Source organism: Belnapia sp. AC561 (assembly GCF_979252845.1).
Genome location: NZ_CEEDBP010000012.1, coordinates 66722 through 93028 on the forward strand (window position 1 = coordinate 66722; position 26307 = coordinate 93028).

At 69.0% G+C, this 26307-nt stretch carries 25 protein-coding genes; 13 read left to right on the forward strand and 12 right to left on the reverse strand.

Annotated elements, in window-relative coordinates:
- Genes AC0IW9_RS12280 through AC0IW9_RS12290 form a run of 3 tightly spaced genes read right to left on the reverse strand, consistent with a single transcriptional unit; the run spans nt 1 to nt 2106 of the window.
- Nucleotides 1–465 carry a DUF2269 family protein gene (locus tag AC0IW9_RS12280; protein ID WP_471648535.1) on the reverse strand — a complete coding sequence of 155 codons (465 nt, stop codon included), beginning with the start codon at nt 463–465 and terminating at the stop codon, nt 1–3.
- Nucleotides 455–1003: a UGSC family (seleno)protein gene (locus AC0IW9_RS12285; RefSeq protein WP_471648536.1), complete on the reverse strand. Its 549-nt coding sequence runs from the start codon at nt 1001–1003 to the stop codon at nt 455–457. The genes AC0IW9_RS12280 and AC0IW9_RS12285 overlap by 11 nt, the downstream gene beginning before the upstream one ends.
- A gap of 11 nt (nt 1004–1014) precedes the next feature.
- Nucleotides 1015–2106, reverse strand: coding sequence for a hypothetical protein (locus tag AC0IW9_RS12290; protein WP_471648537.1), 1092 nt, complete (start codon nt 2104–2106; stop codon nt 1015–1017).
- Nucleotides 2107–2197: 91 nt separating this feature from the next.
- Here AC0IW9_RS12290 and AC0IW9_RS12295 point away from each other — a divergent pair, with 91 nt between their 5' ends.
- The 4 genes from AC0IW9_RS12295 (at nt 2198) to AC0IW9_RS12310 (ending at nt 6474) form a co-directional block, all read left to right on the forward strand.
- Complete coding sequence (locus AC0IW9_RS12295; RefSeq protein WP_471648538.1) at nt 2198–2524, forward strand: NIPSNAP family protein; 327 nt, start codon at nt 2198–2200, stop codon at nt 2522–2524.
- 5 nt (nt 2525–2529) lie between these two features.
- Entirely contained in the window at nt 2530–3426 is an 897-nt protein-coding gene (speB, locus tag AC0IW9_RS12300) for an agmatinase (protein ID WP_471648539.1), read from the forward strand.
- A 343-nt stretch (nt 3427–3769) separates the two neighbouring features.
- Entirely contained in the window at nt 3770–4999 is a 1230-nt protein-coding gene (locus tag AC0IW9_RS12305) for a type III PLP-dependent enzyme domain-containing protein (RefSeq protein WP_471648540.1), read from the forward strand.
- A 71-nt stretch (nt 5000–5070) separates the two neighbouring features.
- A complete protein-coding gene (locus AC0IW9_RS12310; RefSeq protein WP_471648541.1) occupies nt 5071–6474 on the forward strand; it encodes a homospermidine synthase in 1404 nt (467 codons plus the stop codon).
- Here the strand turns inward: AC0IW9_RS12310 and AC0IW9_RS12315 are convergent.
- From AC0IW9_RS12315 to AC0IW9_RS12325, 3 genes are read right to left on the reverse strand one after another with little or no spacing between them, the layout of a single operon-like run.
- A complete protein-coding gene (locus tag AC0IW9_RS12315) occupies nt 6471–7805 on the reverse strand; it encodes a sensor histidine kinase (protein WP_471648542.1) in 1335 nt (444 codons plus the stop codon). The two genes, AC0IW9_RS12310 and AC0IW9_RS12315, sit on opposite strands and share 4 nt — an antisense overlap.
- Entirely contained in the window at nt 7806–8465 is a 660-nt protein-coding gene (locus AC0IW9_RS12320) for a response regulator transcription factor (protein ID WP_471648543.1), read from the reverse strand.
- Nucleotides 8465–8788: a PepSY domain-containing protein gene (locus AC0IW9_RS12325; protein WP_471648544.1), complete on the reverse strand. Its 324-nt coding sequence runs from the start codon at nt 8786–8788 to the stop codon at nt 8465–8467. The genes AC0IW9_RS12320 and AC0IW9_RS12325 overlap by 1 nt, the downstream gene beginning before the upstream one ends.
- A 132-nt stretch (nt 8789–8920) precedes the next feature.
- Here AC0IW9_RS12325 and AC0IW9_RS12330 point away from each other — a divergent pair, with 132 nt between their 5' ends.
- Nucleotides 8921–9121: a hypothetical protein gene (locus AC0IW9_RS12330; protein WP_471648545.1), complete on the forward strand. Its 201-nt coding sequence runs from the start codon at nt 8921–8923 to the stop codon at nt 9119–9121.
- Here the strand turns inward: AC0IW9_RS12330 and AC0IW9_RS12335 are convergent.
- Genes AC0IW9_RS12335 through AC0IW9_RS12350 form a run of 4 tightly spaced genes read right to left on the reverse strand, consistent with a single transcriptional unit; the run spans nt 9118 to nt 14550 of the window.
- On the reverse strand, nt 9118–11097 hold the full coding sequence (locus tag AC0IW9_RS12335; RefSeq protein WP_471648546.1) for an alpha/beta hydrolase domain-containing protein: 1980 nt from the start codon (nt 11095–11097) through the stop codon (nt 9118–9120). The two genes, AC0IW9_RS12330 and AC0IW9_RS12335, sit on opposite strands and share 4 nt — an antisense overlap.
- Nucleotides 11098–11153: 56 nt before the next feature.
- Nucleotides 11154–12278 (reverse strand): glycosyltransferase, encoded by a 1125-nt coding sequence (locus AC0IW9_RS12340; RefSeq protein ID WP_471648547.1) that lies wholly within the window; start codon nt 12276–12278, stop codon nt 11154–11156.
- Nucleotides 12275–13132, reverse strand: a complete 858-nt coding sequence (locus AC0IW9_RS12345) for a hypothetical protein (RefSeq protein WP_471648548.1) — start codon at nt 13130–13132, stop codon at nt 12275–12277. Before AC0IW9_RS12345 ends, AC0IW9_RS12340 begins: the two co-directional genes overlap by 4 nt.
- Nucleotides 13133–13137: 5 nt before the next feature.
- On the reverse strand, nt 13138–14550 hold the full coding sequence (locus tag AC0IW9_RS12350; RefSeq protein WP_471648549.1) for a glycosyltransferase family 4 protein: 1413 nt from the start codon (nt 14548–14550) through the stop codon (nt 13138–13140).
- A gap of 154 nt (nt 14551–14704) precedes the next feature.
- On the opposite strand from AC0IW9_RS12350, the gene AC0IW9_RS12355 reads away from it, so the two are divergent.
- From AC0IW9_RS12355 to glgX, 5 genes are all read left to right on the forward strand, one after another.
- The gene (locus AC0IW9_RS12355; protein WP_471648550.1) at nt 14705–15877 is read left to right on the forward strand and encodes a hypothetical protein; all 1173 of its coding nucleotides are present in this window, start codon (nt 14705–14707) and stop codon (nt 15875–15877) included.
- 84 nt (nt 15878–15961) lie between these two features.
- Complete coding sequence (locus AC0IW9_RS12360; RefSeq protein ID WP_471648551.1) at nt 15962–17203, forward strand: alpha-hydroxy acid oxidase; 1242 nt, start codon at nt 15962–15964, stop codon at nt 17201–17203.
- Nucleotides 17200–18375, forward strand: a complete 1176-nt coding sequence (locus tag AC0IW9_RS12365) for an MFS transporter (protein WP_471648552.1) — start codon at nt 17200–17202, stop codon at nt 18373–18375. Before AC0IW9_RS12360 ends, AC0IW9_RS12365 begins: the two co-directional genes overlap by 4 nt.
- Before the next feature lie 95 nt (nt 18376–18470).
- Complete coding sequence (locus AC0IW9_RS12370) at nt 18471–18959, forward strand: nucleoside deaminase (RefSeq protein ID WP_471648553.1); 489 nt, start codon at nt 18471–18473, stop codon at nt 18957–18959.
- A gap of 121 nt (nt 18960–19080) precedes the next feature.
- Entirely contained in the window at nt 19081–21201 is a 2121-nt protein-coding gene (glgX, locus tag AC0IW9_RS12375; RefSeq protein ID WP_471648618.1) for a glycogen debranching protein GlgX, read from the forward strand.
- A 50-nt stretch (nt 21202–21251) separates the two neighbouring features.
- On the opposite strand, the gene AC0IW9_RS12380 is transcribed toward glgX, so the two are convergent.
- Nucleotides 21252–22478: a CaiB/BaiF CoA transferase family protein gene (locus tag AC0IW9_RS12380; RefSeq protein WP_471648554.1), complete on the reverse strand. Its 1227-nt coding sequence runs from the start codon at nt 22476–22478 to the stop codon at nt 21252–21254.
- Nucleotides 22475–23434, reverse strand: coding sequence for a hydroxymethylglutaryl-CoA lyase (locus AC0IW9_RS12385; RefSeq protein WP_471648555.1), 960 nt, complete (start codon nt 23432–23434; stop codon nt 22475–22477). The genes AC0IW9_RS12380 and AC0IW9_RS12385 overlap by 4 nt, the downstream gene beginning before the upstream one ends.
- A 142-nt stretch (nt 23435–23576) precedes the next feature.
- Between AC0IW9_RS12385 and AC0IW9_RS12390 the strand changes: the two genes are divergently transcribed.
- The 3 genes from AC0IW9_RS12390 (at nt 23577) to AC0IW9_RS12400 (ending at nt 26067) form a co-directional block, all read left to right on the forward strand.
- On the forward strand, nt 23577–24398 hold the full coding sequence (locus tag AC0IW9_RS12390) for an enoyl-CoA hydratase/isomerase family protein (protein ID WP_471648556.1): 822 nt from the start codon (nt 23577–23579) through the stop codon (nt 24396–24398).
- Nucleotides 24399–24471: 73 nt separating this feature from the next.
- Nucleotides 24472–25584, forward strand: a complete 1113-nt coding sequence (locus AC0IW9_RS12395; RefSeq protein ID WP_471648557.1) for an NAD(P)/FAD-dependent oxidoreductase — start codon at nt 24472–24474, stop codon at nt 25582–25584.
- A 162-nt stretch (nt 25585–25746) separates the two neighbouring features.
- Nucleotides 25747–26067 carry a hypothetical protein gene (locus tag AC0IW9_RS12400; protein ID WP_471648558.1) on the forward strand — a complete coding sequence of 107 codons (321 nt, stop codon included), beginning with the start codon at nt 25747–25749 and terminating at the stop codon, nt 26065–26067.
- Nucleotides 26068–26307 lie beyond the last annotated feature (240 nt).

The following is a 26307-nucleotide window of genomic DNA, read 5'->3' on the forward strand; positions in this document are numbered from 1 at the left end:
TCAGGGCTTGGCGACCATGGTCCAGAGCGCGCCAACCAGCGGGATGGTGGCCACCAGGCCCCAGGTAATCCAGCGCCGGCCGGCGCGCCAATACTCCGCCGGAATCTCGCCGGTGGTGGCGAAAGCGCGGGCCATGCGAGCCTGGCGGACCTGGATAGGCACCAGGACGAATAGCCAGATGATACCCGCGGCCACGAATTGCACCTCTGACCAGACCAGCCAGCCGTCGCGCAACGGGTCCATGCCCGCCACCCAGGCGGCCCCATAGCCGCCGGCAACCAGCAACAGGATACCCCAGAAGGTGAAGAACCAGTCCGTCACGGTGACCAGCCGCTGGGCGAAGCCGATGATGCGCGGGTCGCGCGTGCGGTCGGCATAGAGTTTCCAGATCGAGGTCACCGTGACATTGCCGACCAGCAGGATCACGCCCAGCAGATGGACCAGCTTCCAGACGTCATAGGCCAAGCCAGACCGCCTGCGCCTCGCGAGTGATGACGGCGACGCGGGCGGCCACTTCCTCGGCGGTGATGGAGCTGACGGGGTGATCGATCACCACTGGGCGCAGCCCGGTCATGCCGATGGCGGTGCGGGTCAGCTCGGTCTCGCGTTCGAATTCGGTGGTGATGATGCAGGCGGCGGGGATGCCCAGGCGCTCGAGCGCGATGCTGTCGCGGACGCAGCAGGAACAGCAGGAGCCGCAATCGCCGATGGCGGTCAGCACCAAGTCGCACTCGGCGGCGATGCGGGCGATCAGTTCGGGTGCCGCATCTTTCGAGAAGCTGTGCTTCACGTAGTAATTCACCGCGGCGAAGCGGATGCCCTCGCCCAGCGCCGCCTGCGCGCCGCGCAGCAGCTTGTTGGCGTTCCACTTGCTGTTGTCGAGGATGCCGAGGCGCAGGCCGTCCAGTGTTCCGAGGCGAGGCGCGATGGGCGCGTCGGCAGCTTCCACCCGGCCGCGCGGGTCGAAGAAGAAGGCAGTGCCGGCATCGAGGCGGTCGAGCATGGTCGTTCTCCCTAGATCGCGCAGACGCCGCCGATGCACTCCGGCCCGGCGGCGGTGACGCCGGCCTCGATCGGGCGCAGCACCGGCGTGTTCATATGGCCCCAGCCGGGAATGAAGGCGGAGAAGCGGCCGGCATCGCCGCCGACCACGAAGAGGTGGATATTGTCGGGGCTGGGGACGATGGGGATACGGCTGTCCGGGTCTCGCTGGTACCATTTCGGCAGGTTGCGGTTGTAGACCTTGCCGTAGCGGTGGTCGCGGGTGATCAGCCGGAAGGCGTTGCCGCTGTGCATCCAGAGGTAGTGGCGGATGTCGTGCCGGGTCCAGCCCGCCTTGGCGATGGTGCGCGCATGTTCCAGGCCGAGCGCCACGGCGCAATGGCCCGAAAGCACCGCGTTGTTGGAGGCGATGGTGCTCATCGCCGAGCAGATGGTGTCGAGAATGCCCTCGGGATCGTTGCACTGGTGGTCGGTGACGCTATGCGGCGCCTCGGCGGCCATGGCGAAGACCGTGCTGTCCTCCGGCTTGTAGCCATGCTCCACATGGTAGGGCGCGAGTGGGCTGAAGGCTTCGTTCTCGCAGATGGCGAAGCTGTACTTGGCTGGATTGCCGAGGGTGCATTTGTCGAGGTCTGGCGGATGCGCGCCGCCGACGTTCAGCAGCATCAGCCGGATGGCGCGGCCGATCGTCGCATTGGCGCGGTTGCCGGGGCCGAAGGCATTCGCCCCGCCGTTCATGCCGATCTCACGCGCCATGGGGCCGTTCACGATGACCAGCGGCGCGGCCATATGCGTCGTCGCCTGCACGCCGTTCAGGTTGAAGGCTTGGTCGGTCAGCGCCAGCATCGCCGCGCGAAGCACCGGGGCATAGGCGGGCTGGCAGCCGGCCATGACGGCATTGATCGCCAGCACCTCCCGCGTCAGCAGGCCCCAGCGCGGGGCGACCTTGCATTCCACGAAATCGGGCGCGCCGCCCAGTGCCAAGACGAAGGCTTCGACCTTGGCCGGCGTCGGCGGCACCACCGGCAGGCCGTCGGTCCAGCCCTGATCGAAGTAGTATTCGACGAGATCGGTGCCGGCCTCGACGGCGGTCGTTATCGACATGGATGTTCTCCCTTGCCCGGAGCATAGCCCCACTATGGCCGACTGCCAGCCCGGGTTAGCATCCCCTGGCCCAATGGGAGGGACCCTAAGGATGATCTACGAGCTTCGCGTCTACCACTGCCTGCCCGGACGCCTGCCGGCACTGCTGAAGCGTTTCGACACCATCACCCTGAAGCTCTGGGAGAAACACGGCATCAGGCAGGCCGGCTTCTGGACCGTGCTGGTCGGCTCCTCGAACCAGGACCTGTACTACCTGCTCGCCTGGGACAGCCTGGCGGAGCGGGAGAAGAAATGGACCGCCTTCGGCACCGACCCCGAATGGCTGGCCGCCCGGGCCGAGACCGAGAAGGACGGCCAGATCGTCGCCGTGGTCGAGAATTCCTTCCTGACGCCGACCAGCTTCTCCTCGGTGAAATAGCGCGCATGGCCGGCACCCCGACTTTCGCCACGCCGCCTGGCTTCCTCGGGATAGCGCGGCAGGACCCGGGGGCCGGCCATGTCGTCGCGGGAGTGCCGCTCGATATCGGCACCACCAACCGCGCCGGAACGCGGGATGGCCCGGCGGCGATCCGCCGGGCCAGCCGCATGCTGGTGGACGGGGTCCATCCCGAGCATTGGGTGGATCCCCGCGACCTCGATATCGCCGATATCGGGGATTTCGCCATCGCGCTCGGGGATATCCCGGCCAGCCTGGCGCTGATCGAGCAGCAGGCCGCGCAATGCCGGCATCTGGTCGCGCTGGGCGGCGAGCATGGCATCACCCTGGCACTGTTGCGGGCGCTCTCGAAGCGCATCGGTGGGCCGCTCGGCCTGCTGCATTGCGATGCGCATGTGGATACTTGGTCCGATAACTTCGGCCAGGCCTTCGCCCATGGCTCGCCCTTCTACCACGCCATCCTGGAAGGCCTGGTGGACCCGGCGCGGATGATCCAGGTCGGCATTCGATCCCCGGTCGATCGCGCCACCTGGGACTGGACCATCGGCCAGGGCGTCACGGTTGTCACCGGACAACGGGCGCAGGAGCTGGGGCCGGAAGCGCTGGCCGAGCGGGTCCGCCGCGTGCTGGGCGACGCGCCCGCCTATCTCTCCTTCGACATCGATTGCCTGGACCCGGCCTTCGCCCCTGGCACCGGCACGCCGGAGATCGGCGGGCTCGCCAGCTGGCAGGCGCAGGGGCTGCTGCGTCGACTGGCGGGGGTGGATTTCCGGGGCATGGATATCGTCGAGGTCTCGCCCGCCTACGACGTGGCCGAGATCACCGCCCTGGCGGCGGCGACGCTGGCTTGGGAATATCTGGCGTTGCAGGCCCTCGACCGGTAACTTTCCTGCAATATCCCACCCTATCCGGCGGCCATGCCGGCGGATCAGCAGAGCCCCGGCAAAAAAACATGGCAATCCGGGGCCAGAACCACTATTTATCCGGTCGCGGTTGGCTGAGGCCTGCCGCTGGCGCTATCGCACGTGCCGCGAGCCCTGGTTGCAGGGCACAGCAACGACGGGATGCGTCCTTTTCGTCCATGCCGGCCGCAAGGCCGGGGTCGCAAGGGATCTGCCTATGTTGCTTGAACGCTGGCTTGCGCCGCGGAGATCCGCGCGCATCGCCTGAGACGAGGTGTCGTCTCCGCCTGCCCCTGCCCGCCTGCGATGCCCTGAGGATATTGCCATGAGCCTGGTCCGCACCCGTGCGGCGGTGACCCCGCTGCGCCGTTCCTTCGACGCCGCCGTGCTGCCTTCGGTCGACGCCCTTGTCGCGGTCGAGCGGCCGGAGGAGCCGATGCATTGCCTGCGCCCGGCAGCCATCGCCGCGGCAGCGGCCGGCTTCGTCGCCGGCTTCCCGGGCGAAACGCTCTTCGCGGTGAAATGCAACCCGGAGCCTGCCGTGCTGCGCGCGGTCTGGGACGGCGGGGTTCGGCACTTCGACTGCGCCTCGGCCGCCGAGGTGGCGCTGGTGCGGGCCATGTTCCCCGAGGCCGGCATCCACTTCATGCATCCGGTGAAGGCCCGCGGGGCGATCCGTGCCGCCTGGATCGAGCATGGGGTGCGCGACTTCGTCCTGGATAGCGCCGATGAACTGGCGAAGATCCTGGTGGAGACGGGCGCCGGCGCGGCCGAAGGGCTCGGGCTGTTCGTGCGGCTGGCGCTGCCGAAGGGCACGGCGATGCATGACCTTTCGGGCAAGTTCGGCGCCGCGCCGGAAGACGCGGCCGCCCTGTTGCGGGCGGCGCGGTCGTCGGCCACGCGGCTCGGCCTCTGCTTTCACGTCGGGTCGCAGATGCTGGACCCGCTGGCCTGGCGGCAGGCGCTGGCGCTGGCCGGCGAGGTGATCCGCGAGGCGGGCGTCGCAGTTGATGTCGTCGATGTCGGCGGCGGTTTCCCGGTCGCCTATCCGGGGATCGAGCCACCGCCGCTCGGTGCCTTCTTCGCCGAGATCGAGGCGGGGTTCGAGGCGCTGGCGTTGCCCGGTGCGGTGCTCTGGGCCGAGCCGGGGCGGGCACTGGTCGCCGCCGGCGGCTCGGTGGTGGTGCAGGTGCAGGCGCGGCGGGGACAGGAGCTTTTCGTGAACGACGGCGTCTATGGCGCGCTGTCGGATGCGGGGGCGCCGGGCTTCACCTTCCCGGTGCGGCTGATCCGACCCGATGCGCCGCCGCCCTCCGCCGAGGAAGCAGGCTTCGTGCTCTTTGGCCCGACCTGCGACAGCGCCGACCGCATGGCCGGCCCCTTCTGGCTGCCCGAGGATATCGCCGAGGGCGACTGGATCGAGCTCGGCCAGCTGGGTGCCTATGGCGCCTGCCTGCGCACGGCCTTCAATGGCTTCGACCGGGCGAGGCTGGTCGAGGTGCGGGACCGGCCGATGCTCGAGCCGGCCGCCGTGGAACTGTCACTGGCCGCCTGAACCGGCGACCGCGTTACTGGGCGGGCGATCCCTTCGGCGGGATTGTCCACCATGCCGGGAAGGACCCACCGATGATCCACGCAGAATTTTCCGGCCGGCTGGTCATGCTCGGCTTCGGCAGCATCGGCCAAGGGGTGCTGCCGCTGATCCTGCGGCATATCGGCCTGCCGCGGGACCGCATCACCATCGTGACCGCGGAGCCGCGCGGTGCGGAGGTCGCGGCCGAATACGGCGTGCGCTTCGTGCAGCAGGCGCTGACGCGTGACAACTACCGCGACGTGCTGGTGCCCATGCTGGCACCAGGGGACTTCCTGCTGAATCTGTCGGTCGATGTCTCCTCCGTGGCGCTCGTGGAACTGGCAGGGGAGGCCGGGGCGCTCTATCTCGACACCTGCGTCGAGCCCTGGGCAGGCGGCTATACCGATCCGGCACTGAGCCCCTCCCAGCGGTCCAATTACGCACTGCGGGAAAGCGCCCTGGCGCTGAAGTCCGGCCCCGGCCCAACCGCGGTGATGACCCATGGTGCCAATCCGGGGCTGGTTTCGCATCTGGTCAAGGAAGCGCTGCTGAACATCGCGCAGGATACCGGCCTTGCCGGCCCGGCGCCGGTGGACCGTGCCGGCTGGGCCGCGCTGGCACAGCGGCTGGGCGTGAAGGTCATCCATATCGCCGAACGCGACACCCAAGTGGCGGGCCGGCCCAAGGCGGTGGGCGAGTTCGTCAATACCTGGTCGATCGACGGCTTCGTCGGCGAAGGTTGCCAGCCGGCCGAACTTGGCTGGGGCACGCATGAGCGTGGCCTGCCGGCCGATGGGCGGCGGCATGACTTCGGCGGCGATGCGGCAATCTATCTGCTGCGGCCGGGGGCCTCGACGCGGGTGCGGTCCTGGACGCCGCTGGAAGGCCCCTTCCACGGCTTCCTCATCACTCATAACGAATCGATCTCGATCGCCGACTACTACACGGTGCGCGATGCGGCGGGGGCCGTGGCCTACCGGCCGACGGCGCACTATGCCTACCACCCCTGCGATGATGCGGTCCTCTCGGTGCATGAACTGGCGGGGAAGAACTGGGCGATGCAGCCGAAGCAGCGGCTGATGATGCATGAGATCACCAGCGGCATCGACGAGCTTGGCGTGCTGCTGATGGGCCATGCCAAGGGCGCCTATTGGTTCGGCTCCCGCCTCGGCATCGAGGAGGCGCGGGCGCTGGCGCCGCACAACAACGCCACCTCGCTGCAGGTGACGGCGGCGGTGCTGGCCGGGATGGTCTGGGCGATGGAAAATCCCCGCGCCGGGGTGGTCGAGGCGGATGAGCTGGACCATGCCCGCTGCATGGAAATCATGCGGCCCTACCTCGGCGAAGTGGTCGGGGAATATTCCGATTGGACCCCGCTGCAGGACCGCGGCACCCTGTTCGCCGAAGCTCTGGTGACGGACGATCCCTGGCAGTTCCAGAACTTTCGCGTCGTCTAGCGGCCCGGCAGTCTCAATCGGGCCAATAGGCCGCCGGCCCCGGCCGCCTCCAAGGCCAGGCTGCCGCCGTAGAGGTCCACCAGATCGCCGACGATGGCGAGGCCGAGGCCGCTGCCTGGCGCGGCCTCATCCAGCCGCACGCCACGGGCCAGGACGAGGCTGCGCTGCTCGGCCGAGAGGCCCGGGCCGTCATCGGCGATGGTCACCTCGACCATCGCGCCGTCGCGCCGAACCTGCAGCCTGACCTCGCTGCCGGCCCATTTGCAGGCATTCTCCAGCAGGTTGCCGAGCATCTCGGCCAGATCCTGGTGGTCCACCCGGACCCGTGCCTGCCGGTCCCCCGCCACGGTGATGTCCAGGCCACGGTCCTGGAACAGGCGGCGCAGCGCCCGCGCGATTTCCTCCGCCACGGCATGCGGCATGGCCTCGGCGGCCGCGGCGCCGGAGATGGCGGCGGCGCGGGCCCGGGTCAGGTGGTGCTGCACCAGGCGTTCCATCGCCTGATTCTGCGCCAGGACGCTGGCGAGGCCGGGCGGCGCCGTCTCCAGCGCCCCGCGCTGGATGGCGATGGGCGTCTTCAGCGCATGGGCGAGGTTGCCGACATGGGCGCGCGCGCGCTCCACCGTGGCGCGGTTCTGGGCGATGAGGGCGTCGATCTCCTCCAGCAGCGGGGCGATCTCGCTGGGCGCCGATACGCCCGCGAGGCCGGCGCGATCGCCGGCGCGGACCTCGGCCAGGGCGCGGCGGGCCCGGCGCAGCGGTTGCAATCCCCAGACCACCTGCCCGGCCACCCCCGCCACCAGGCCGATGCCGAGCACGACGAAAGCGATGGTGATGAGCAGGCGGAGGCGCTGCACCTCGCCATCCACCGCGCCACGGGCGACGGCGACCTGCACCAGCAGCGGGGCGGCGGTATCGGTCAGCACCACGCTACGCTCGGCAAGGCGCAGTCTCTCGCCGCGCGGTCCCGCCGCATCGCGCATTCTGGGGCCAGGGCCCGCCTCCGCATCGAAGCCAGGCAGCCGCGCATCCCAGAGCGAGCGGGAACTGGCCCGGGCGCCGGAGGGCGTGGCCATCTGCCAATAGGCGCCGGAGAAGGGCTGCCCGAAGTTCGGCTCGGAGACCGGACGCTCCAGCCGCGGCCGGCCATCAGGGCCGATCGCCGCCGCCCCGGCGACGGTATCCAGCAGGTTGGTGACACGGCCATCGAAGCTGCGCAGCACCTGTTCCGTGGTGATGCTCAGCACCAGCCAGCCAGCCAGACTCAGCCCGAGCGCGACCCAGGCCGCCGAGAGCACCGCAAGCCGCAGCGTGAGCGAGCGGAAGGGCATTCAGCCCGTGGCCAGCCGGTAGCCCTGGCCGCGTACCGTCTCGATCAACGTCGGATCCAGCTTGCGGCGGAGGCGTCCGACAACGACCTCCAGCGTATTGGAATCGCGGTCGAAATCCTGGGCATAAAGATGCTCGGTCAGCTCGGTCTTGGAAACGAGCTGACCGGGGCGATGCGCCAGGTAGGCCAAAAGCCGGAACTCCAGCCCGGTCAGCCGCACCGGCGTGCCACGCAACGCGACACTGCCGGCGGCCGGGTCGATCAGCAGATCGCCAAGCGCGATCTCGGCCTGGGCGCGGCCATGCGCGCGGCGCACCAATGCCCGCAGCCGGGCCAGCAGCTCGGCCATGGCGAAAGGCTTGGCCAGGTAGTCATCCGCCCCGGCATCGAGCCCGGCGACCTTCTCGGTCCAACTGTCCCGCGCCGTCAGGATCAACACCGGCATGGCCCGGCCAGCCGCACGCCAGCGCCGCAGCACCGAAAGCCCGTCGAGCCGCGGCAGGCCGAGGTCCAGTACCACGGCGTCATAGGGCTCGGTCTCGCCGAGGAAGAGTGCTTCCTCGCCGTCCGGGGCGATATCCACGGTAAAATGCGCTTCCGCCAGCGCCGCCTGCAGCTGGGCCGCCAGATCCGGACTGTCCTCTGCGACCAGGACGCGCATCAGCGGCGTTCCTGCACCGGACCGCGGGTGCGGCGGATGGTGCCGGTCGCGGCATCCACCTCGACCCGGAACATCCGGCCGGAAGGCGGCAGCAACTTGAATTCATAGACCCAGCGGCCGTCCTCCCGGTCGAGGTCGGTATCCACGACCTGGCCGATGTAGCGCTTCTCGACTTCGGCCAGCAGTTGCGTCAGGGGGCGGATCTCACCGGCCTCGACCGCGGCACGGGCGCGGTCGTGGTCATCGTCGTCGTCGGCCCGGGCAGCGGTGCCGGATGCGGCCAGGCTGGTGGCGAACAGCAGGGTGAGTAAGGAACGTCGCATGGGACGAGGATCGGGCCGCGAAGCTGAACCCAGGCTGAACAAGGGGCTCAGCGTCGGTTCAGGTGGCGGGGGCGACAGTGGCGACATCAGAGGGGCGGCACACCGGCTGCCGCCCGAAGGATGGAGAGACCCATGGCCAACCTCGACACGACCTGGCTGCTGCTCGACCTGGTCTTCCTGGCCTGCGGCGCGGTCCCTGCCCTGCTGGCCTTGCGCTCGGAGCGCGAGCAGCAGGCCGTGCCGCGCATCGTGCATGAGCGCCCGCTCGGGCTCAGCCCGGACCAGTTCCGCCGCAGCGCGGCCGTGCTGGAGCGGATGCGGCACCCGGCCTAATCCAGCCCGACCGCATGCCGCGGTGCGTGCCATCCCGCCGCCGCCTTGGCGACGCGGGGAATGTCCTCGGCCAGCATCAGGCGCTGGGCGACCAGTGCTTCCGCCGCCGTGGTGATGGCGGCGACATAGCCGGCCGCGTCGCCATAGCGTGCCTGGATGGAAGGCCGCGGGTCGCCAGTCGCAGCGCGTTCTTCCTCCGTTTCAGCGAAGGGGATGGTGCTGCCGGTATATTCGTGCAGCGCGCCGGCGGCATTGCCCCGGGCCCGCAGGTTCCAAGCGGTATAGGTCGCCAGCGGCACCGTCACCATCGGCGCCCGGACGCCGCCGAGGTCATTGCCATCGGCATCGACCGCCGGGATCAGCACCGCATAGCCGGCGGCATCGGCGACGCGCGGCGGCAGGATGCTCTGCACCCCGGCCTCCAGGCCGAAGTCATACAGCGGGAAGTCGCTCGGGCCGCGCGGGGTGGCGATGCCGGGGATGGCAGGGAATTGGCCGCGCCATTCGTCCATGGCGGCCGCGGTGCCATCGGCGCGGCGCGGCATGGCCGAAGGCGGCGGCGGCGTACCCGCCGTGGCCCAGGCATCCATCGCATCCAGCAGGGCGCGGAAGAGCATGCTGGTCCAGACGACATTCTCGGCATTGAGGAAGGGACCGGTGGCGGGCTTCGTCAGCAGCGGATTGGCAGCATGCTGGCTGCTGCACCAATGGTAGATGCGGACGGCCTCCGGCTGGGGCAGGTCCTCGCCCCGCGTCGTCGTATGCACCAGGCTGCCACGGCGCTGCCAATATTCCGTCGCGCTCTGGCTATGCATCACCAGCGGGTCGGTCGCGGGCCGCTTGAGGATGGCATCGGTCGCGCCGGTCAGGTGATCGGTGGTCTCGGCGTAGCTGAAGGGGAAGGCGTCGGCGGCATTGTCGTGGTCCTCGTATTGCTGCCCGGCCGGGACGGTAAGATTGGCGAAGCGGCCGATGAACAGCCGCCCAGCGCCGGCGACATGCGGCATCAGCCCTTCGAAGACCTGACGGCCTGCGGTATCGGCATTGAAGCCGTCGTAGAGGAAGTCGCGGATGGCGCGGCCGGTCTGGCTACGGCCCCAGCCATAGGCCTTGTCGATGCCGCCGCGCAGCGGGTTGACCGCGCCGGCCTCATGCCGAAACCAGCTCACCAGGTCGCGGACCGCGGCATGGCCGAGGCCCAGGACACGCGGTGCCGTGGCGGTATAGACCAGCTCGTAGATCCAACCGGGAAGGAAGCCGGCCGGCATATGCAGATGCTGGCGAGACTCGGCGACAATCGAATCGCGGCCGAAGACCTCGAGGCCCATGCCCGCCTCGTAGCGGCCGAATTGCCACTCAGCGGCCGGGACGTCCTCCCGCGGCGACCAGGGGTAGCGGCGGCGGGTGAGCCTGGCCGGACCATCCACGGCAGGATGGCTATAGGTGCTGGTATAGACGCCAAGGGGGAAGGTATTCACGCCTTCCTGCCCGATGAACTCGGCGCGGTGCAGGCCGGTGACGGGGGCGCCGTCCCGCGTGGCGACCGGCGCATCGAGGATCACGCGGCCATTGCCCGGCAGCAGATCGCCCTGCCAGGCACCCCAGACGATGCTGTAGCCGCGCCGCATCAGGAAGCCATTGCCGGCATGCTCGGCGGTGAGCGGCAGATTCGAACCGCGGGCATCGTTGAAGTACTGCAGGCAACGCTTGTTGCCGCGGTTGCCCCAGTCGAAGAACAGCCGGCGATTGCCGAGCCTGGGGTCCGCCGGGCATAGAATCTGCACGTCGCCGCTGAAGCGGACCAGCCCGTCGGCATCGCGCGGCGCCAGGGCGAGGTCGGTGATGGGGGCATTGCCTGGTGCGGTGGGGTCCACCGCGTAATGGGCGCGGCCGAGCAGCAGTTCATAGGGGCCGGTGTCGCCGAAGGGCAGACCGCCGGCAAAGGGACGCCGTTCCTGTAAGCTGAAGCCTTCCATGCCGCCATCCCCTCCAACCCGATCCGGCCCGACTGCGCCCCGCCCCGGCGCTCGCGTCAAGCCGCCGCGGCTCGTAGCCGTGCCACCAGCACATCCTGCTGCGCGGTGACCGCGGCGGCCTGGCGCAGGGCCAGCAGGCGGGAGGCGAGCCGCAGCTCCTGCCGGAAGGCGGCGCTGGCGGCGAATTCGCGCATCAGCGCCACGACCTCGGTCACATCGGCACAGGCATGGCCAGGGTGCTCCACCGGCAGCCCGGCGAAGGCATCGCAGGTGCCGAGCACGGGATTGCCGAAGGCCAGCGCCTCCACCGTCTTGATCTTGAGGCCGGTGCCGCCCGCCATGGGGTTCAGCACGCAATCAACCTGCGCATAGAAGGCCGCGGCTTCCGGCACCTGGGCGAGCAGCCGGGGACGCGAAGCGAGAACGAGATCCTGCCGACGCAGGATGCGGCCGGCGAGCAGCCAGGGCAGTTCCGGCGCGGCGCCAAGCGCCTGATCCAGGGCGCGGACGGCGGCGAGATTCCAGGGATTGGCGCTGCCGAGATAGCCGAAGGGCATGGCCGGCGTCGCTCCTGAGACGCCGAGGAAGCGGAGCGGTGGCATATGGCCGAGTACCGCGACCTCCCGCCCGCAGCGTTGACGGAGCACGGCGGCTTCCCCCGCCTGGATGCCGAGAACGAGGTCGGCACGGTCGAGGCCGCAGCGCTCCTCGGCGAGGGAGGTGAAGAACCAGGAGGGATCGATGCCCTGCGCCTTGGCCACCGCGTCGCGGCCGCCGAAGAGGTCATGCGTATCGAGGATGCGCAGCACGCCATCGAGGCCGGCGAAGGCAGCGGAGAGCCAGACGTAATTCACCAGCACGGCGTCGTAGCGCCGGGCGCGGTGCAGGTCGGCGACACGCTCGGCCAGTGCGGGCGGGCACCAGTCATCGAGACCCCAGCATCCGGGCAGGGAGGCTTCGCCGACCGCCACCCCCGCTTCGACATGCAGGGCGTGCCAGAAACCCGCCATGGCGGCCTGCTGGCTGGGGACCAGCCCCTCCGTGGCGAAGCAGAGGAATTCGCAGGTGATGCCGCGCGCCATCAGCGCCGCGCCCAGGGCCTGGATGCGGGCGGCATTGCCCTGATCCGCCGGGTGGGAGGCAATGGGGGAGACAACCAGGAGGCGGGGTGGCTGGGTCATCCGCTGATCTCCAGCCTGCCCAGCTGCAGCCCTGCCGGTGCACCGTCGGGCCAGGCGAGACCAAGAATGACGGCTTTGCCGTCGGCCGTGGTGAATTCGGCAACGAGGCGACTGTCGCGATCGAGCCGGGCAGGCTGGCGCCGGCCATCGACAAAGAAGGCGACCGGCCCAGGCGCCGCACCGGTGAAGCCCAGACGGAGTTGCCAATGGCGCGGCGGCAAGGCGCCGAGGAGAAGACGCAGCCTCGGTAGGCCAACCAGGAGGCCGGGCGGGGCCAGGTCATTTGGCAGGCTGCCGGCATCCAGCACCACGCTGGCGGCCGTACCATTCGGCGACTGGGCGACAAGGCTGGCAAGACGGGGCGAGACGAGGCGGCCACCAAGCTGCCAGCCCGGTCCAGCCAGGGCCGCGGCGGCAACCCCCAGCCGGTCCAGCACCTCCGCGAGCCGGACTTGCGGCAGCAGCAGCGCATGACGCTCCAGCGCGGTCGTATTGCCCAGCAGCAGCATGAGCTGCGCCTGCCCGGCCGGTACGGGCGTCGCGCCGAGGCCGCCATGGATCAGCGTCAGGGTCGCGTCCCCGCCGTCGCCCGGCGCCTCCCGCCAGGCAAGCCGCTCCGGCGCGGCATCCCATGCCGGGTCGGGGCAGGCATCGGCCAGAGGATCCAGCCCGAGCAGCGGGCGCCCTGCTTGGCGGAAGCAGCCCAACAAGGCGGCCTCGCCCAGATCCAGCGGCCCGGATAGGCCGACGCGGACGCCAGGCAGCCAGGGCAGCAGCCGCCCGGCCGGCAGCCCAAGATCCCGCGAAACGAGCCCCGGGAAGGCGTGGGCCAGGAGCCGGGCCAGGAAGGGCATCGCGCTCATCCGGCACCGGCCAGGTCGAGGTCCAGCAGCAAGCCATCGGGCTCGACCCGCAGCCCGCGGATGGCCGCCCTGGGCGGCAGCAGGCCGGGCAGCAGTCCGGCGGGCGTCAGGCTCAGCCGTGCCAGGAGGGCGAGGTCGGCGACCTCGACCCGCAGGCGGCAAGCGCCGCTGCGCCCGGCGAGGGCCTCGGCGACACGTGCTGGATCGGCGGTTGTCTGCAGCAAGGGGCCAGGTACCGGGCTGGCGAAGGCTGCGACAGGCCGCCCGCAGGAGGCCTCGATGACATCGCGGTAGCGGTGCGCCACGGCGGCCAGCGTCATCTCCGTCCGGGCATGGCGTTGTCCGGCGGCCCCAACCATGGCGGCCTGCCCTGGATCGTCGCGCAGCCCGGCCAAGGTCGCGGCGAGCCTCCCGATGGTGTCTGCCAGGGGCAGATGGATGACCGCATCGCGCGGCAATTCGGCATAGGCGCCGGTATCGGAGACGATGCAGCAGACTCCGGCCGCCAAGCCGCGGGCGAGCGGGCCCGAGCTCTCGCCACCCGAAGGAAAACGCAGGTTCACCAGCACATCGGCGGCGGCGATATGGTCGGCGAAGCGTACCGCGTCCAGATGGCCGGTGACGGTGGCGCGGGCGGCGATGGCGGCGGCCTGGCCTGGATCGATGCCGCCGGCGTGGATCCAGCGGATATCCGGCAGCCCCTCCAGCGCCGCGAGCAGCCAGTCCAGCCGCTTGGCGCGCGCGGCGAAGCCGGCGGTCACCACCAGGAAGTCACTCTCGGGAATGCCAAGCCTGGCGCGGGCGGCAGCCCGATCGGGCGGGGCCTCCGCCGGGATCGGATGGGGAATGACGACGACATGCGCGGTCGCCACCTCGCCATGGGTCAGCCGCAGCCTTTGCAACGCGAAGCGCGAATGCACGACGACGGCGCGGGACCGCGCCAGGACCTCCCCCGCGATGTCGAACAGCAGGTGGTTGGCCCGGGTCGAGAAGCTGGAATCGTGCAACTGCGCGGCATAGGTCGCGGCCAGGCGGGGCGCCGCATGGCGCATGCCGGCGAGGATGGTCGCTGGCGCCTCGCCGGTCGACTCGTGCAGGTGCAGCAGGCCAGGGTCATGCAGGGTGGTGACGCCGGGCAAGTGCCGCAGCGCCCGCAGGACGAAGCCGTGGTCGGGGTTGTTGCCGATCTGGTGCAGGATGCGGCCCCCGCTCTCCGGCAGCCGGTGCGCCAGGACGGGATCGACGACAGGGATGCCGGGCGGTGCCTCGGCCAGCCAATCCGCGCAGGCGATGGTGCAGCGGTAATGCGGCGCCAGGGCGCCGGCCAGGGCGGCAGCATAGTCGGCGATGCCATTCCGCGCCGGCGGCAGCGGGCTCATCAGCAGCAGGGATGGCAGGCAGGACTCCATGCCGGCAATCTCGGCTCTTCACGCCGGAACGCCAAGCATGCTAGCGCCGAGGCCGATGGAAGGCCCCGCTCAAACTGCGTTTCCCCTCCTGGTGGTCGGTGCAGGGCCGTCCGGGCTCCGGCTGCGCGCATTGCGGGATTGCGCCCCAGGTGCGGTGTTGCACGCCTGGTGCCGCGGCATCGAGGTCGGGCACCTGGCGCTCGGCCAGGGTATCGCCGCGGAAGCGATGCTGGACCTGCCAATCGACCGCCTCCCCTGCGTACCGCTGCCGGCGCTGATCCGGCTGGCCACCGCATCGGAGGGGCCAGAACTGGCTGCCCCCTGGACCATCACCGGACCGGAGGTGGCGCTGGCGCTGCTGGGTCCGGCCATGCCGGTGCTGGAGGATCTGCGGCTCGACCACGGGATGCTGCGCGGCACCGGGATCGAGCGGCGCAACGGCCTGCTGCGGCCGGTGCTGCATGCGGTCATCAACGGCACCCTGGCGCGCGCGGTGCAGGTGGAGGCACCGGTGCCGCTGGCCGAGGGCGGCTGCGCCTTCCGCTTCGCGCTGGCGCTGGAGGCAACGGACCTGACCGGCAATGGGCTGCGCATCGCCTTGCACATGCCGGGACTGGAGGCACCCCTGGCCCGCTTCGCCTGGGCCCCTGCCCTACCCGGCCAGGATGGCATGGCGGTGCTGGAGGCGCGGCTGCAGCGGCTGGAGCAGGCCGGTGAGACCGCACTGGCGACCTTGCAGGCCAGCTTCGACCGGCGGTTCGAGCAGCAGCAGGACAGGATCGACGCCTTCATCGATGCGGCAGCCAGCCTGCTGCTGGACCGGCTGACGTCGCCCGAGGGATCGGCGGCGGCGCTGCGCGCCCTGATCGCCACCGCGACCAGCCCAGAGCCGGTACTGTCCGACGTGCCTGCGTTGGGCGCTCAGGCCGTGCTGACAGCGCGAGATGCTGGATTTGACCTGGGCTGGCATGGCGCGGAGGAGGATGCCGGCGGCGGCTTCCGCTGGATGACCTTGCAAGGGCTGCTGCGGAACCCGGCGCCGCTGCGCCCCGTCGCCGGCGTGCTGCTGGAGATTGCCCATCTCTATGGCGCACCAGCCCCCCTGATCGAGGCCGGCTTCGACGCGAAGCCTTGCCTGGTCGCGGTGGAACCGCAGGCGGCGCACCACTACCGGCTGCGGATCACGCCACCCGGTGGTGCTGCTCCCTGCCGCCTGCTTCGGCTGCAGGCCCTGGCGGGGGGCAGCCCGGCCGAGGATGGGGTCAGCGGCGATGCCCGCGTCCTCTCGATCGCGGTGACCCGTGTGGTCTTCGATTATGCCGACTGACCTCCCGCCATGACTGGGATGCGTTGACCCATCGGCGCTTTCGCCCGACGCTGGGCATCTGCGCTGTGGGAAGAGGAAACGAGCATGCCGCCGGATGGCGAAGTTCCGGGGGACTCGGCCCCCACCGTGCCGGGCCCGACCATGGCCGAGGCCCGCACGGCCCCCGCCGTACCGGCCCGGCTGCAACGCTTCCTCTCCTTGGACGACTTCGAGGCAGCGGCGAAGCGGCACCTGCCGCGGATGCTCTATGGCTTTGTCTCCGGCGCGGCGGAAACCGACGCGGCGCTCCGCGACAACCGGGCCGCCTTCCAGGAACTGGGCTTCGTCCCGCGCGTGCTGGCCGATGTCAGCCAGCGCCAGACCGGGACGGAATTACTGGGCCGGCGCTACGCGGCACCTTTCGGCATCGCACCCATGGGGGCCTCGGCGCTCTCGGCCTATCGCGGCGACCTAGTCTTCGCCCGGGCGGCGGCGGCGGCCGGGATCCCGATGATCCTCAGCGCCTCCTCCCTCATCCGGTTGGAGGAGGTGAGAGCCGAAGGACCAACCGCCTGGTACCAGGCCTATCTGCCCGGCGAGCCGCAACGGATCGAGGCGCTGGTCGACCGGGTGGCCGCGGCGGGCTACGACACCTTCGTGCTGACCGCCGACGTGCCGGTTTCCGCCAACCGGGAGAACAACGTCCGCAACGGCTATAGCCTGCCGCTGCGGCCCAATCTGCGGCTGGCCTGGGAAGGCATCAGCCATCCGCGCTGGTTGCTGGGCACCGCGCTGCGGACCCTGAAGAACCATGGCATGCCGCATTTCGAGAACATGGATGCGACCCGCGGCCCGCCGGTGCTCTCGGCCAACCTGATCCGCAAGATCGGCCGGCGGGACGGGCTTTCCTGGGAGCATCTGGCGCTGATCCGGGCGCGCTGGCCCGGCCATCTGCTGGTGAAGGGCCTGCTCTCGGCCGAGGATGCGCGGATCGCCCGGGATTGCGGTGCCGACGGGGTCATCGTCTCGAACCATGGCGGCCGGCAGTTGGATGGCACCATCGCGCCGCTTCGGGTGCTGCCGGAGATCGCTGCAGTGGCCGGCGACATGGCGGTGATCCTGGATTGCGGCATCCGGCGTGGCACGGATGTGCTCAAGGCTTTGGCGCTCGGCGCCAACTTTGTCTTCGTCGGGCGGCCCTTCCTTTATGCTGCGGCGGTCGGTGGGGAAGCGGGGGTGCGCCATGCCATCACCCTGCTCTGGGAGGAAATCCACCGGAACATGGCCATGCTGGGCATCACCGACCTGAGCCAGCTCTCCGCGGACTACCTGCGCCGGCTGGCTTGAAAGGGCTTGGCAGGCTGGGGGCGGCGCTGGCGGCGACCACCGGGGCGCAGTCGCTCGCCACCCTGGCGGTATTCGTCCTGCCGGTCCTGGCGCCCTTCGCCGCGCGTGACTTGGGCGCGCAACCACACTGGGTCGGCTGGCAGGTGGCTTGCACCTACCTGGCGGCCTCATTCACCTCCCTGCTCTCGGCTGGGGTATTGCGGCGGCTGGGGCCGGCCGCCTGCACCCAGCTGGCCTTGGCGGCGGGTGGAACCGCCTGCCTGCTGATGCCCTCGGGCCTCGTCGGCGCCGTACTGGCCTCCTTCCTCATTGGCCTGGGCTACGGGCTGACCAACCCCGCCGCCTCCCAGGTGCTGGCGCGACTGGCCTCCCCGGCAAAGCACAACCGCGTCTTCGCCATCAAGCAGACCGGCGTGCCGATCGGCGGGGCGCTGGCGGGAGCGCTATTGCCGGGGGCGGCGCTCTGGCTCGGCTGGCGGGTGGCGGTCGTGGCGGTCGGGCTGGTGCTGCTCGCGGCGGCGCTCGGCATGGGCGTCTTCCGCCGGCATTGGGATGCGGATCGGCAGCCTGGCTATCCGATCCGGCGCGGCTCCTCCGGCGGCCTCGTCGCGTTGCAGACGCAGCCGGGGTTGGCCGGGCTGGCGCTGATTTCCGCGGCATTTTCCGGCTTCCAGCTCGCGCTCGGCTCCTACACCGTCTCCATGCTCGTCGAAGAGGCAGGCTGGGCGCCGGTTGCCGCGGGGCTGGTCGCGGCGGTCAGTCAGGGGGTCGGGATCGGCGCCCGCATCGCCTGGGGCATCGTCGCGGACTGGTGGCGCTCGGGGATGAAGACCCTGGCAGCCATCGGCATCGCCACCTGCCTGGGTGGGGCCTTGCTACCGCTGGCCCTGGCCGGGCCGGATGGGCCGCTGGTGGTCCTGCTCTGCCTGCTCGGCACCTGCGCGGCCGGCTGGAACGGGTTGCTCCTAGCGGAGGCGGCGCGGCTGGCAGCACCAGGTAAGGCTGGCGATGCGGCGGGCGGCGTGCTGGCGGTGGCCTTCGCCGGGGTGGTGGTGGGGCCATCCTTGTTCGGCTTCGCTGTGACCCTGATGCATTCCTATGCCATCGCCTTCGGGCTGCTGGCACTGCTGCCGGGACTGGGCGCGATCATCGCCTGGCGAAGCGCGCGCTGAGGCATTGCTGCCGTGCTGCAACCGCCTGCCCGGCTCCCGTGTTGCACCTCGCCACGTCCGATCGAGTTGCCGGTCGACGCGCCGAGGACATGCCGATGACCCAGGACGAAGAATTCATGCACCGCGCCATCGCCCTGGCCGAGACCGGGGGGCGTACCGAGGGCGCCTCGCCGATCGGCTGCGTCATCGTCCAGGATGGTGAGATCATTGGCGAGGCGCATAACGAGGTGGATATCCTGCACGACCCCACCGCCCATGCCGAAATGGTGGCCATGCGCCGGGCGGGAAAACGGCTCGGCACCTCCGAGTTCCGCGGCGCGACGCTCTATTCGACCTTGCAACCCTGCGGCATGTGCTCGATGGCCTCGATCTGGGGGAAGATCGGCCGCATCGTCTATGGCGCCGGGCGGGACGACGTGCACCACATGTATTTCGAGGGCCACCAGCTCGACACCATCGATTTCGTCGTCGATGCCTTCCGGGACGACATCAGCCTGGAGGGCGGCATCCTGAAGCGGGAATGCACCGCCTTGTTGCACAAGCCGGACGAGGCGGTGCCGGTCGAGGAACAGGGCAACATCTGACGCCGCCCTAGCCCGGCAAGACCGGGCTGCAGCAGATTTCGCATCGCAGCGAAACCGCGAGCGGCCCTGTCCGTTGCCTTCGCGCAATTCCCGACGCCAGGAGACACCATCGGTGGCCGCCATTCCCAAAAGCCGTATCCGCGAAGGCCTGCCCCACCCACGAGGCGCAAGCTGGGATGGTAAAGGCGTCAACTTCTCCCTGTTTTCCGCCAATGCCACCAAGGTCGAAGTCTGCCTCTTCGATGCCAAGGGCCAGACCGAGCTGGAGCGGATCGAACTGCCCGAATACACCGACCAGATCTTCCATGGCTGGCTACCGGACCTGGGCCCTGGCCAGGTCTATGGCTATCGGGTCCATGGCCCCTATGCCCCCGATGCCGGGCATCGCTTCAATCCCAACAAGCTGCTGCTGGACCCCTATGCCCGTGGCCATACCGGCGAGCTGAAGTGGGACCCCGCCCTATTTGGCTATACGATCGGCCATGCCGATGAGGACCTGTCCTACGACGAGCGCGACAGCGCCAAGTTCATGCCGAAATGCGTCGTGGTCGATCCGGACTTCAACTGGAATGGCGAGCCGAACCGCAAGCCGGTCCCCTGGGATCGGACGGTCTTCTACGAGACCCACGTAAAGGGCTTCACCAAGCTGCACCCCAAGGTGCCGGAGAAGCTGCGCGGCACCTATGCCGGCTTCACCAAGGAGGTGCTGGAGCACATCAAGTCGATCGGCGTCACTTCGGTCGAACTGCTTCCGGTGCATAGCTTCATCGACGACGACTACCTGCAAGACAAGGGGATGCGGAATTACTGGGGCTACAACAGCATCGGCTTCTTCGCCCCCGATCCGCGCTACGCCTGGGAACGCGAGCAGACCCTGCGCGAGTTCAAGGAAATGGTGGCCCGCTTCCACGATGCGGGTCTCGAGGTGATCCTCGACGTGGTCTACAACCACACCGCCGAGGGCAACGAGCGCGGCGCGACCCTGTCCTTCAAGGGCATCGACAATGCCAGCTACTACCGGCTGATGCCGGACAACCCGCGCTACTACATCAACGACACCGGCACCGGGAATACGGTCAACCTCTCGCATCCCCGCGTCATCCAGATGGTGACGGACAGCCTGCGCTACTGGGTGCAGGAAACGCATGTCGATGGCTTCCGCTTCGACCTGGGCACCATCCTGGCGCGCGAGCCGAATGGCTTCGACAACCAGTCCGGCTTCCTCAAGGCCTGTAGCCAGGACCCGGTGCTGAACACGGTGAAGCTGGTGGCCGAGCCCTGGGATTGCGGCCCCGGCGGCTATCAGGTCGGCGGCTTCCCGCCGGGCTGGGCGGAGTGGAACGACCGCTACCGCGACACCGTGCGCGACTTCTGGCGCGGCGAGGCCTCGGCGGCCGCGCTGGCGCCGCGGCTTTGCGCCTCGGCCGACATGTTCGCGCATCAGGGCCGCCGGCCCTGGGCCTGCGTCAACTTCATCACCGCCCATGACGGCTTCACGCTGAAGGACAACGTCACCTACAACGAGAAGCACAACGAGGCGAATGGCGAGAACAACAACGACGGCCATTCGCACAACCGGTCCTGGAACTGCGGTGTCGAGGGCGAGACCGACGACCCCGCCATCAACGAGCTGCGCCAACGGCAGATGCGCAACATGCTGGCGACGCTGCTGCTGTCCCAGGGCACGCCGATGCTGCTGGCCGGCGACGAGTTCGGCCGCACTCAGGGCGGCAACAACAACGCCTATTGCCAGGACGATGAGATCAGCTGGCTGAACTGGGACATCAAGGAGGAAGGCCAGGGGCTGATCGATTTTGTCCAGCGCCTGACCACGCTGCGCCGCAGCTATCCCATCCTGCGCCGCAGCCGCTTCCTCACCGGGGCCTATAACGAGGAACTGGACGTCAAGGATGTCACCTGGATCAACGCCAATGGCTCCGAGATGCAGCCGAGCGACTGGGAGGATGAGACCACCCGCTGCTTCGGGATGCTGATGGACGGGCGGGCGCAGACCACCGGCATCCGCCAGCGGGGCAGCGACGCGACCCTGCTGCTGGTGCTGAATTCCTACCACGACCTGGTAGGCTTCACCCTGCCGCCGAGCCCGGCGGGCCAGGGCTGGAAGCGGCTGATCGATACCAATCAGCCCGAGGGCGAGGAGGAGGTCTTCAGCTTCGGCGATACCTATGGCGTCACCGGACGCTCGGTATTGCTTTTCGTGCTGGAAGCCGAAGCAACCTGAACGAGACCCGAGGGAGGCTTAGCCTCCCTCGGGACGGACAGATGGCTCGGTCAGGCCGAAGCGGCGGCGAGTGGGGCGGCGACGATCACCCCGGACGCCGCCAGGATGGTGATCTCATGGGCCGCGAAACCCGCCTCGGCCAGCACCTCGCCGTTATGCTCTCCCATGCGGGGCGGCTGGCGGCTAAGGCCGGCGCGGCTGCGCTCCTCGCCGAATTCCACCGGCAAGGCGGGCAGACCGAATAGCGCGCCCCCACCGCCCAGCGCCGAGATGGCGGTCTGCAGCAGGCCGCCGCCAGCAAGGAGATGCGGGTCCTCGAACAGATCAGCCGGTTTGCCGACCGGGGCCCAGGAAATGCCGGCAGCTTCGCATCGCCGTGCCACCTCCTCCTGCGGATAATGAAGGAAGACCTCCTGCAGGGCCGGGATCAGCCAGGACCGCTCCCGGCTGCGCTGGGCATTGGTGGCGAGGCGTGCATCGGCCGCGAGTTCCGTCAGGCCGAAGGCCTCGGTGAAGCGCAGCCATTGCTGATCGCTGGTGACGCCGACGAACAGCTGGCCGTCGCCGGCTGTGGGGAAGGCGTCATAGATGCCCCAGGCACCGCGGCGGGCCGGCATGGGTGGTGGCGGTTCGCCGGTGGCGGCGAGCCCTGCCATGTGGCTGCCCATCAGGAAGACCGCGCTTTCGAACAGGGCGCCGCTGACGCGCTGCCCCTGCCCGGTCTGGTCGCGTTCCCGCAGCGCCGCCTGTACCGCGACCACGCCGAAGACGGCGCCGAGAATATCGATGATCGAGGCACCGGCCCGCAGTGGCCGGCCCGGCGGCCCGGTCATGTAGGCGAGGCCGGACTGGAACTGCACCACCTCGTCCAGCGCCGGACGATGCTCATAGGGACCGGCCAGAAAGCCCTTCAGGGCGAGGTAGACCAGCCGCGGATTGACGGCCTTCAGATCCTCCCAGCCGCAACCCAGCCGTTCCATGGTGCCGGGTCCGTAATTCTCCAGCACGACATCAGCCTGGGCCACAAGCCGATGCGAGGCAGCACGGCCCTCCGGGCTTTTCAGATCCAATGCCAGGCTCCGCTTGTTGCGGTTGAAGGCAGCGAAGAAGCCGGCGGCGAAGCCGGGCAGCCGACGGGTATGATCACCGGCCGGGGCGGGCTCGACCTTCACCACATCGGCGCCGAGGTCGGCCAGGACCAGCCCGGCACAGGGGCCCATGATGGTATGGGAGAATTCGAGGACCTTGAGGCCCTTGAGAGGCTGCGGATTGCTCATGCGGCCTTCCGACGGAAGGCGTCCAGGCTGCCGGCCCGCAGCAGTTCGCTCGGGAGCTGGTGGCCGACTATGCGCTCGGCCAGCCGCCCCACCTCGATCAGTGCGTCGAGGTCGATGCCGGTATCGATGCCCATCTCCTCGCAGAGCAATGCCAGTTCCTCCGTGGCGATATTGCCGGCCGCCCCCTTCTGCCCGGCGAAGGGGCAACCGCCGAGGCCACCGACGGTACTGTCGAATTTGGTCACCCCCAGCCGCAGCCCGGCATGGGCATTGGCCACCGCGAGGCCGCGCGTATCGTGCAGATGAAGGCCGATGCGCAATGCCGGCCAGCGCTCCCGTACCGCGGCCACGCCACGCTCGATCCGGATCGGCGTCGCCCAGCCCATGGTATCGGCCAGCGAGACATCGGTGATGGTCTCGCCGAACTCGGCAGCGACCGCCAGGCCATCCGCCACGGTCTGCACCACCAACTCCGGCGCGATGTCGCCTTGATAGTTACAACCGAAGGCGGCCATCACGCCGACCCGGGTCACCTTGACCCCATTTTTCTGATGCGCCGCGGTTTGCTTGCGCATCGCCTCCAGGTTCTCGGCATGGCCACGGTTGAGGTTCTTGATGGAGAAGGCATTGGAGGCGGCGAGCGAGATGGAGCCGCCGATGCTCAGCTTCCCGGCAAAGGCCAGGGCCCGGTTCAGCCCATTCTCGTTGAACCAAAGCGCGGCGTAGTGGACACCCTCCTTCGGCCGGAAGCCTGCCGCCACCGCCTCAGCATCGGCCCAGCCAGGCACCAGGCGCGGATTCACGAAGGAACAGATCTGGATGTGGCGAAGGCCGGTCTCGGCCAGGGCCTCGATCAGGGCGATCTTGTCGACGGTCGGGATCGGTCCGGGTTCGATCTGGAAGCCCTCACGCGGGCCTTCCTCAAAGATATCCACATGCTGCGGCAGGTCGGCCATGGTGCTGCGTCCCTCATTGGCTGGCTGGTCGGTTGGGCCAATGGTGCATCCGGCCGGGCCCAGGCGCTAGTTCCCTTGCCGCCAGCACCCTTGCCGCCGCCGCCGCGCCTGGGCACAAAGCCGCAAGACCCGGGAGGAAATCATGAGCGCCGCCGCCAAGACCACGGATGCCAAGACAACGGATGAAGGCAGCCGGCCGACCCTGAGCATTTCCGGGAGCCGTGCCACGCTGCATCTGAACCGGCCGCTGGTGATGAACCGGGTACAGCCGGAGGACATCGTCGAAATCCTGCGCATCCTGGGCGAGGTCGAGGCCGATCCGGCGGTGCGGGTCCTGGTCATTGCCTCCACCGGCAAGGCCTTCTCGGCGGGGGCGCATCTGGGGAACATGGCGCAGCAGGCGGTGCAGGGCGGCATCCAGGACGCGCCGGGCGCGACCTTCGAGGATTTCGTCAACCGACTGGAAATGCTCAAGATACCGACCATCGCCCGGCTGCATGGCGGGGTCTATGGCGGCAGCACGGATATGGCGCTGGCCTGTGATTTCCGCGTCGGCGTGACCCCGGCAACCGTGATGTTCATGCCGGCGGCGCGGATCGGCGTGCATTATTATGAAAGCGGCCTGCGACGGTACGTCTCCCGCCTTGGCTTCAACGAGGCCAAGCGGCTGTTCATGCTCGCCGAGCAGCAATCCTCCGAGGATCTGCTGCGGATCGGTTACCTGACCGATCTGGTGACACCCGACCAGCTCGATACCCGGATCGATGCCATTGCGGCGCGCCTCGGCGAGTTGGCGCCGCTGGCGGTGCAGGGCGCCAAGCGGGCGATCAACGAGATCGGCCATCAGGCGCTGGACGTTCCGGCCCTCGAGGCCCGGATGAAGGTCGCTAAGGACAGCGAGGACATCAAAGAAGGCCTGATGGCCTTCAAGGAGAAGCGCAAGCCGGTTTTCAAAGGCCGCTGAACGCTTACCTGCCAAAAATAGCCGAGGCGTTCGGGGCGAAGCCCTTCGCCCCGGTTCCTGCCTGAGGGGCCCGATGGAAGAATTCGATTGTGTCGTCGCCGGCGCCGGGGTTGTCGGCCTTGCCGTCGCCCGCGCCCTGGCCCTGGCCGGGCGCGAGGTTCTCGTGCTGGATGCCGCCGAAGGCATCGGCACCGAGACCTCCTCCCGCAACTCTGAGGTGATCCATGCCGGCATCTACTACCCCGCCGGCAGCCTGATGGCGCGCGCCTGCGTCGCCGGCAAGCAGATGCTCTATGCTTATTGCGGGGAGCGCAGCCTGCCGCATGCGAATTGCGGGAAGCTGATCGTGGCAACGGATGCCGAGGAAGCGGAACGCCTGACCTCCATCCAGGCTCGGGCCGCGGCCAATGGCGTGCCAGACCTGCGGCTGCTGTCGCGGGAGGAGGCATTGGCGCTGGAACCCGCTTTGGCCTGCACCGCGGCGCTGCTCTCGCCCTCCACCGGGATCATCGACAGCCACGCCTATATGCTGAGCCTGCAGGGCGATGCCGAGAATGCCGGCGCGATCTTCGTCTTTCACGCGCCGGTCACCGGTGGGCGGGTGACCGAGGCCGGCATCGAGATCCAGGTCGGCGGCGATGACCCGATGGCGCTCCGCTGCCGCAGCTTCATCAATTCAGCGGGTCTGCATGCGCCAAAATTGGCGCGTGGGCTGGTGGGAATGCCCAGCCAACTGATTCCCACGGCCTATTACGCCAAGGGCAATTACTTCAGTCTCACCGGCAAGAACCCTTTTTCCCGGCTGATCTATCCGGTACCGGTGCCAGGCGGTCTCGGCACCCACCTGACCATCGATCTGGGCGGCCAGGCGCGTTTCGGCCCCGATGTGGAATGGGTGGATAGCCTCGACTACGAGGTCGACCCCCGCCGCGGCGACAGCTTCTACGCCGCCATCCGCCGCTATTGGCCTGACCTCAAGGATGGTGCCCTGGCGCCGGGCTATTCCGGCATCCGGCCGAAGATCGTCCCGAAAGGCGCGCCCGGCCAGGATTTCACCATCCAGGGCCCGGCCACGCATGGGGTACCCGGCTTGGTCAATATGTTCGGGATCGAGAGCCCAGGGCTCACCGCGTCCCTCGCCCTGGCGGATATGGTGCTGGAAACGCTGGACCAACCAATCGCGTAATGACGTTTGGCGCGACTAAAACGATTCGATCGCGCCTCCGGCATTCACGTTTCTACAACTCGAGGACCGGTATTCCTTCGTTCGCTGGAGTGTCATCTCACTGCGATGGATCGCTAGGCGTCCTTCCCGCATTGGGCTGCCACGCTGAGGAAGGAAACCATCGTGTACCCTGCGCCGGTCGGCACCGAGTCCGACATGCTGACTTACCTGACTGATTCTGCCGATCCGGCCCCTGGGCAATTGGCGCCTCGGGTCGGTGATGCGGTCGAATTGCGTATCCTGCGGGGTGGCCGCGACATCGAGGCTTGGTCCGCGACTGGCATACGGCTTGGCCGGTTGCCGCCGGCGGAGCGCGAGGCCCTGGACGATCTTCTGCAGATCGGAACACCGGCCCTTCGCGCCCATATCAGTGCGGTGGTGCCGCGCCCGCTCAATCACGGCAATGGCCGGATCCATATTCGGGTACAGACACCGACCAACTAACCGCGGGGTCAGCCTGTCAGTGCGACCCTGAGGCAAATAGTCCAGAACAGAGTCGAGATCAGGACGGCCAGCACGATACCGCCCGGGGCGGCACCAGGCTGTTCGCGCCACCCTCCCCGTCGTATCTCCAGCACATGGTTCATTGGCTGCGACCTACTCAACCGCCTCATTGGTGACAGGTCAGCCTGGGTACCGCAGCCTGAAATCGGCCCTATCACCCCTTCGTGAGATCACGGCCAA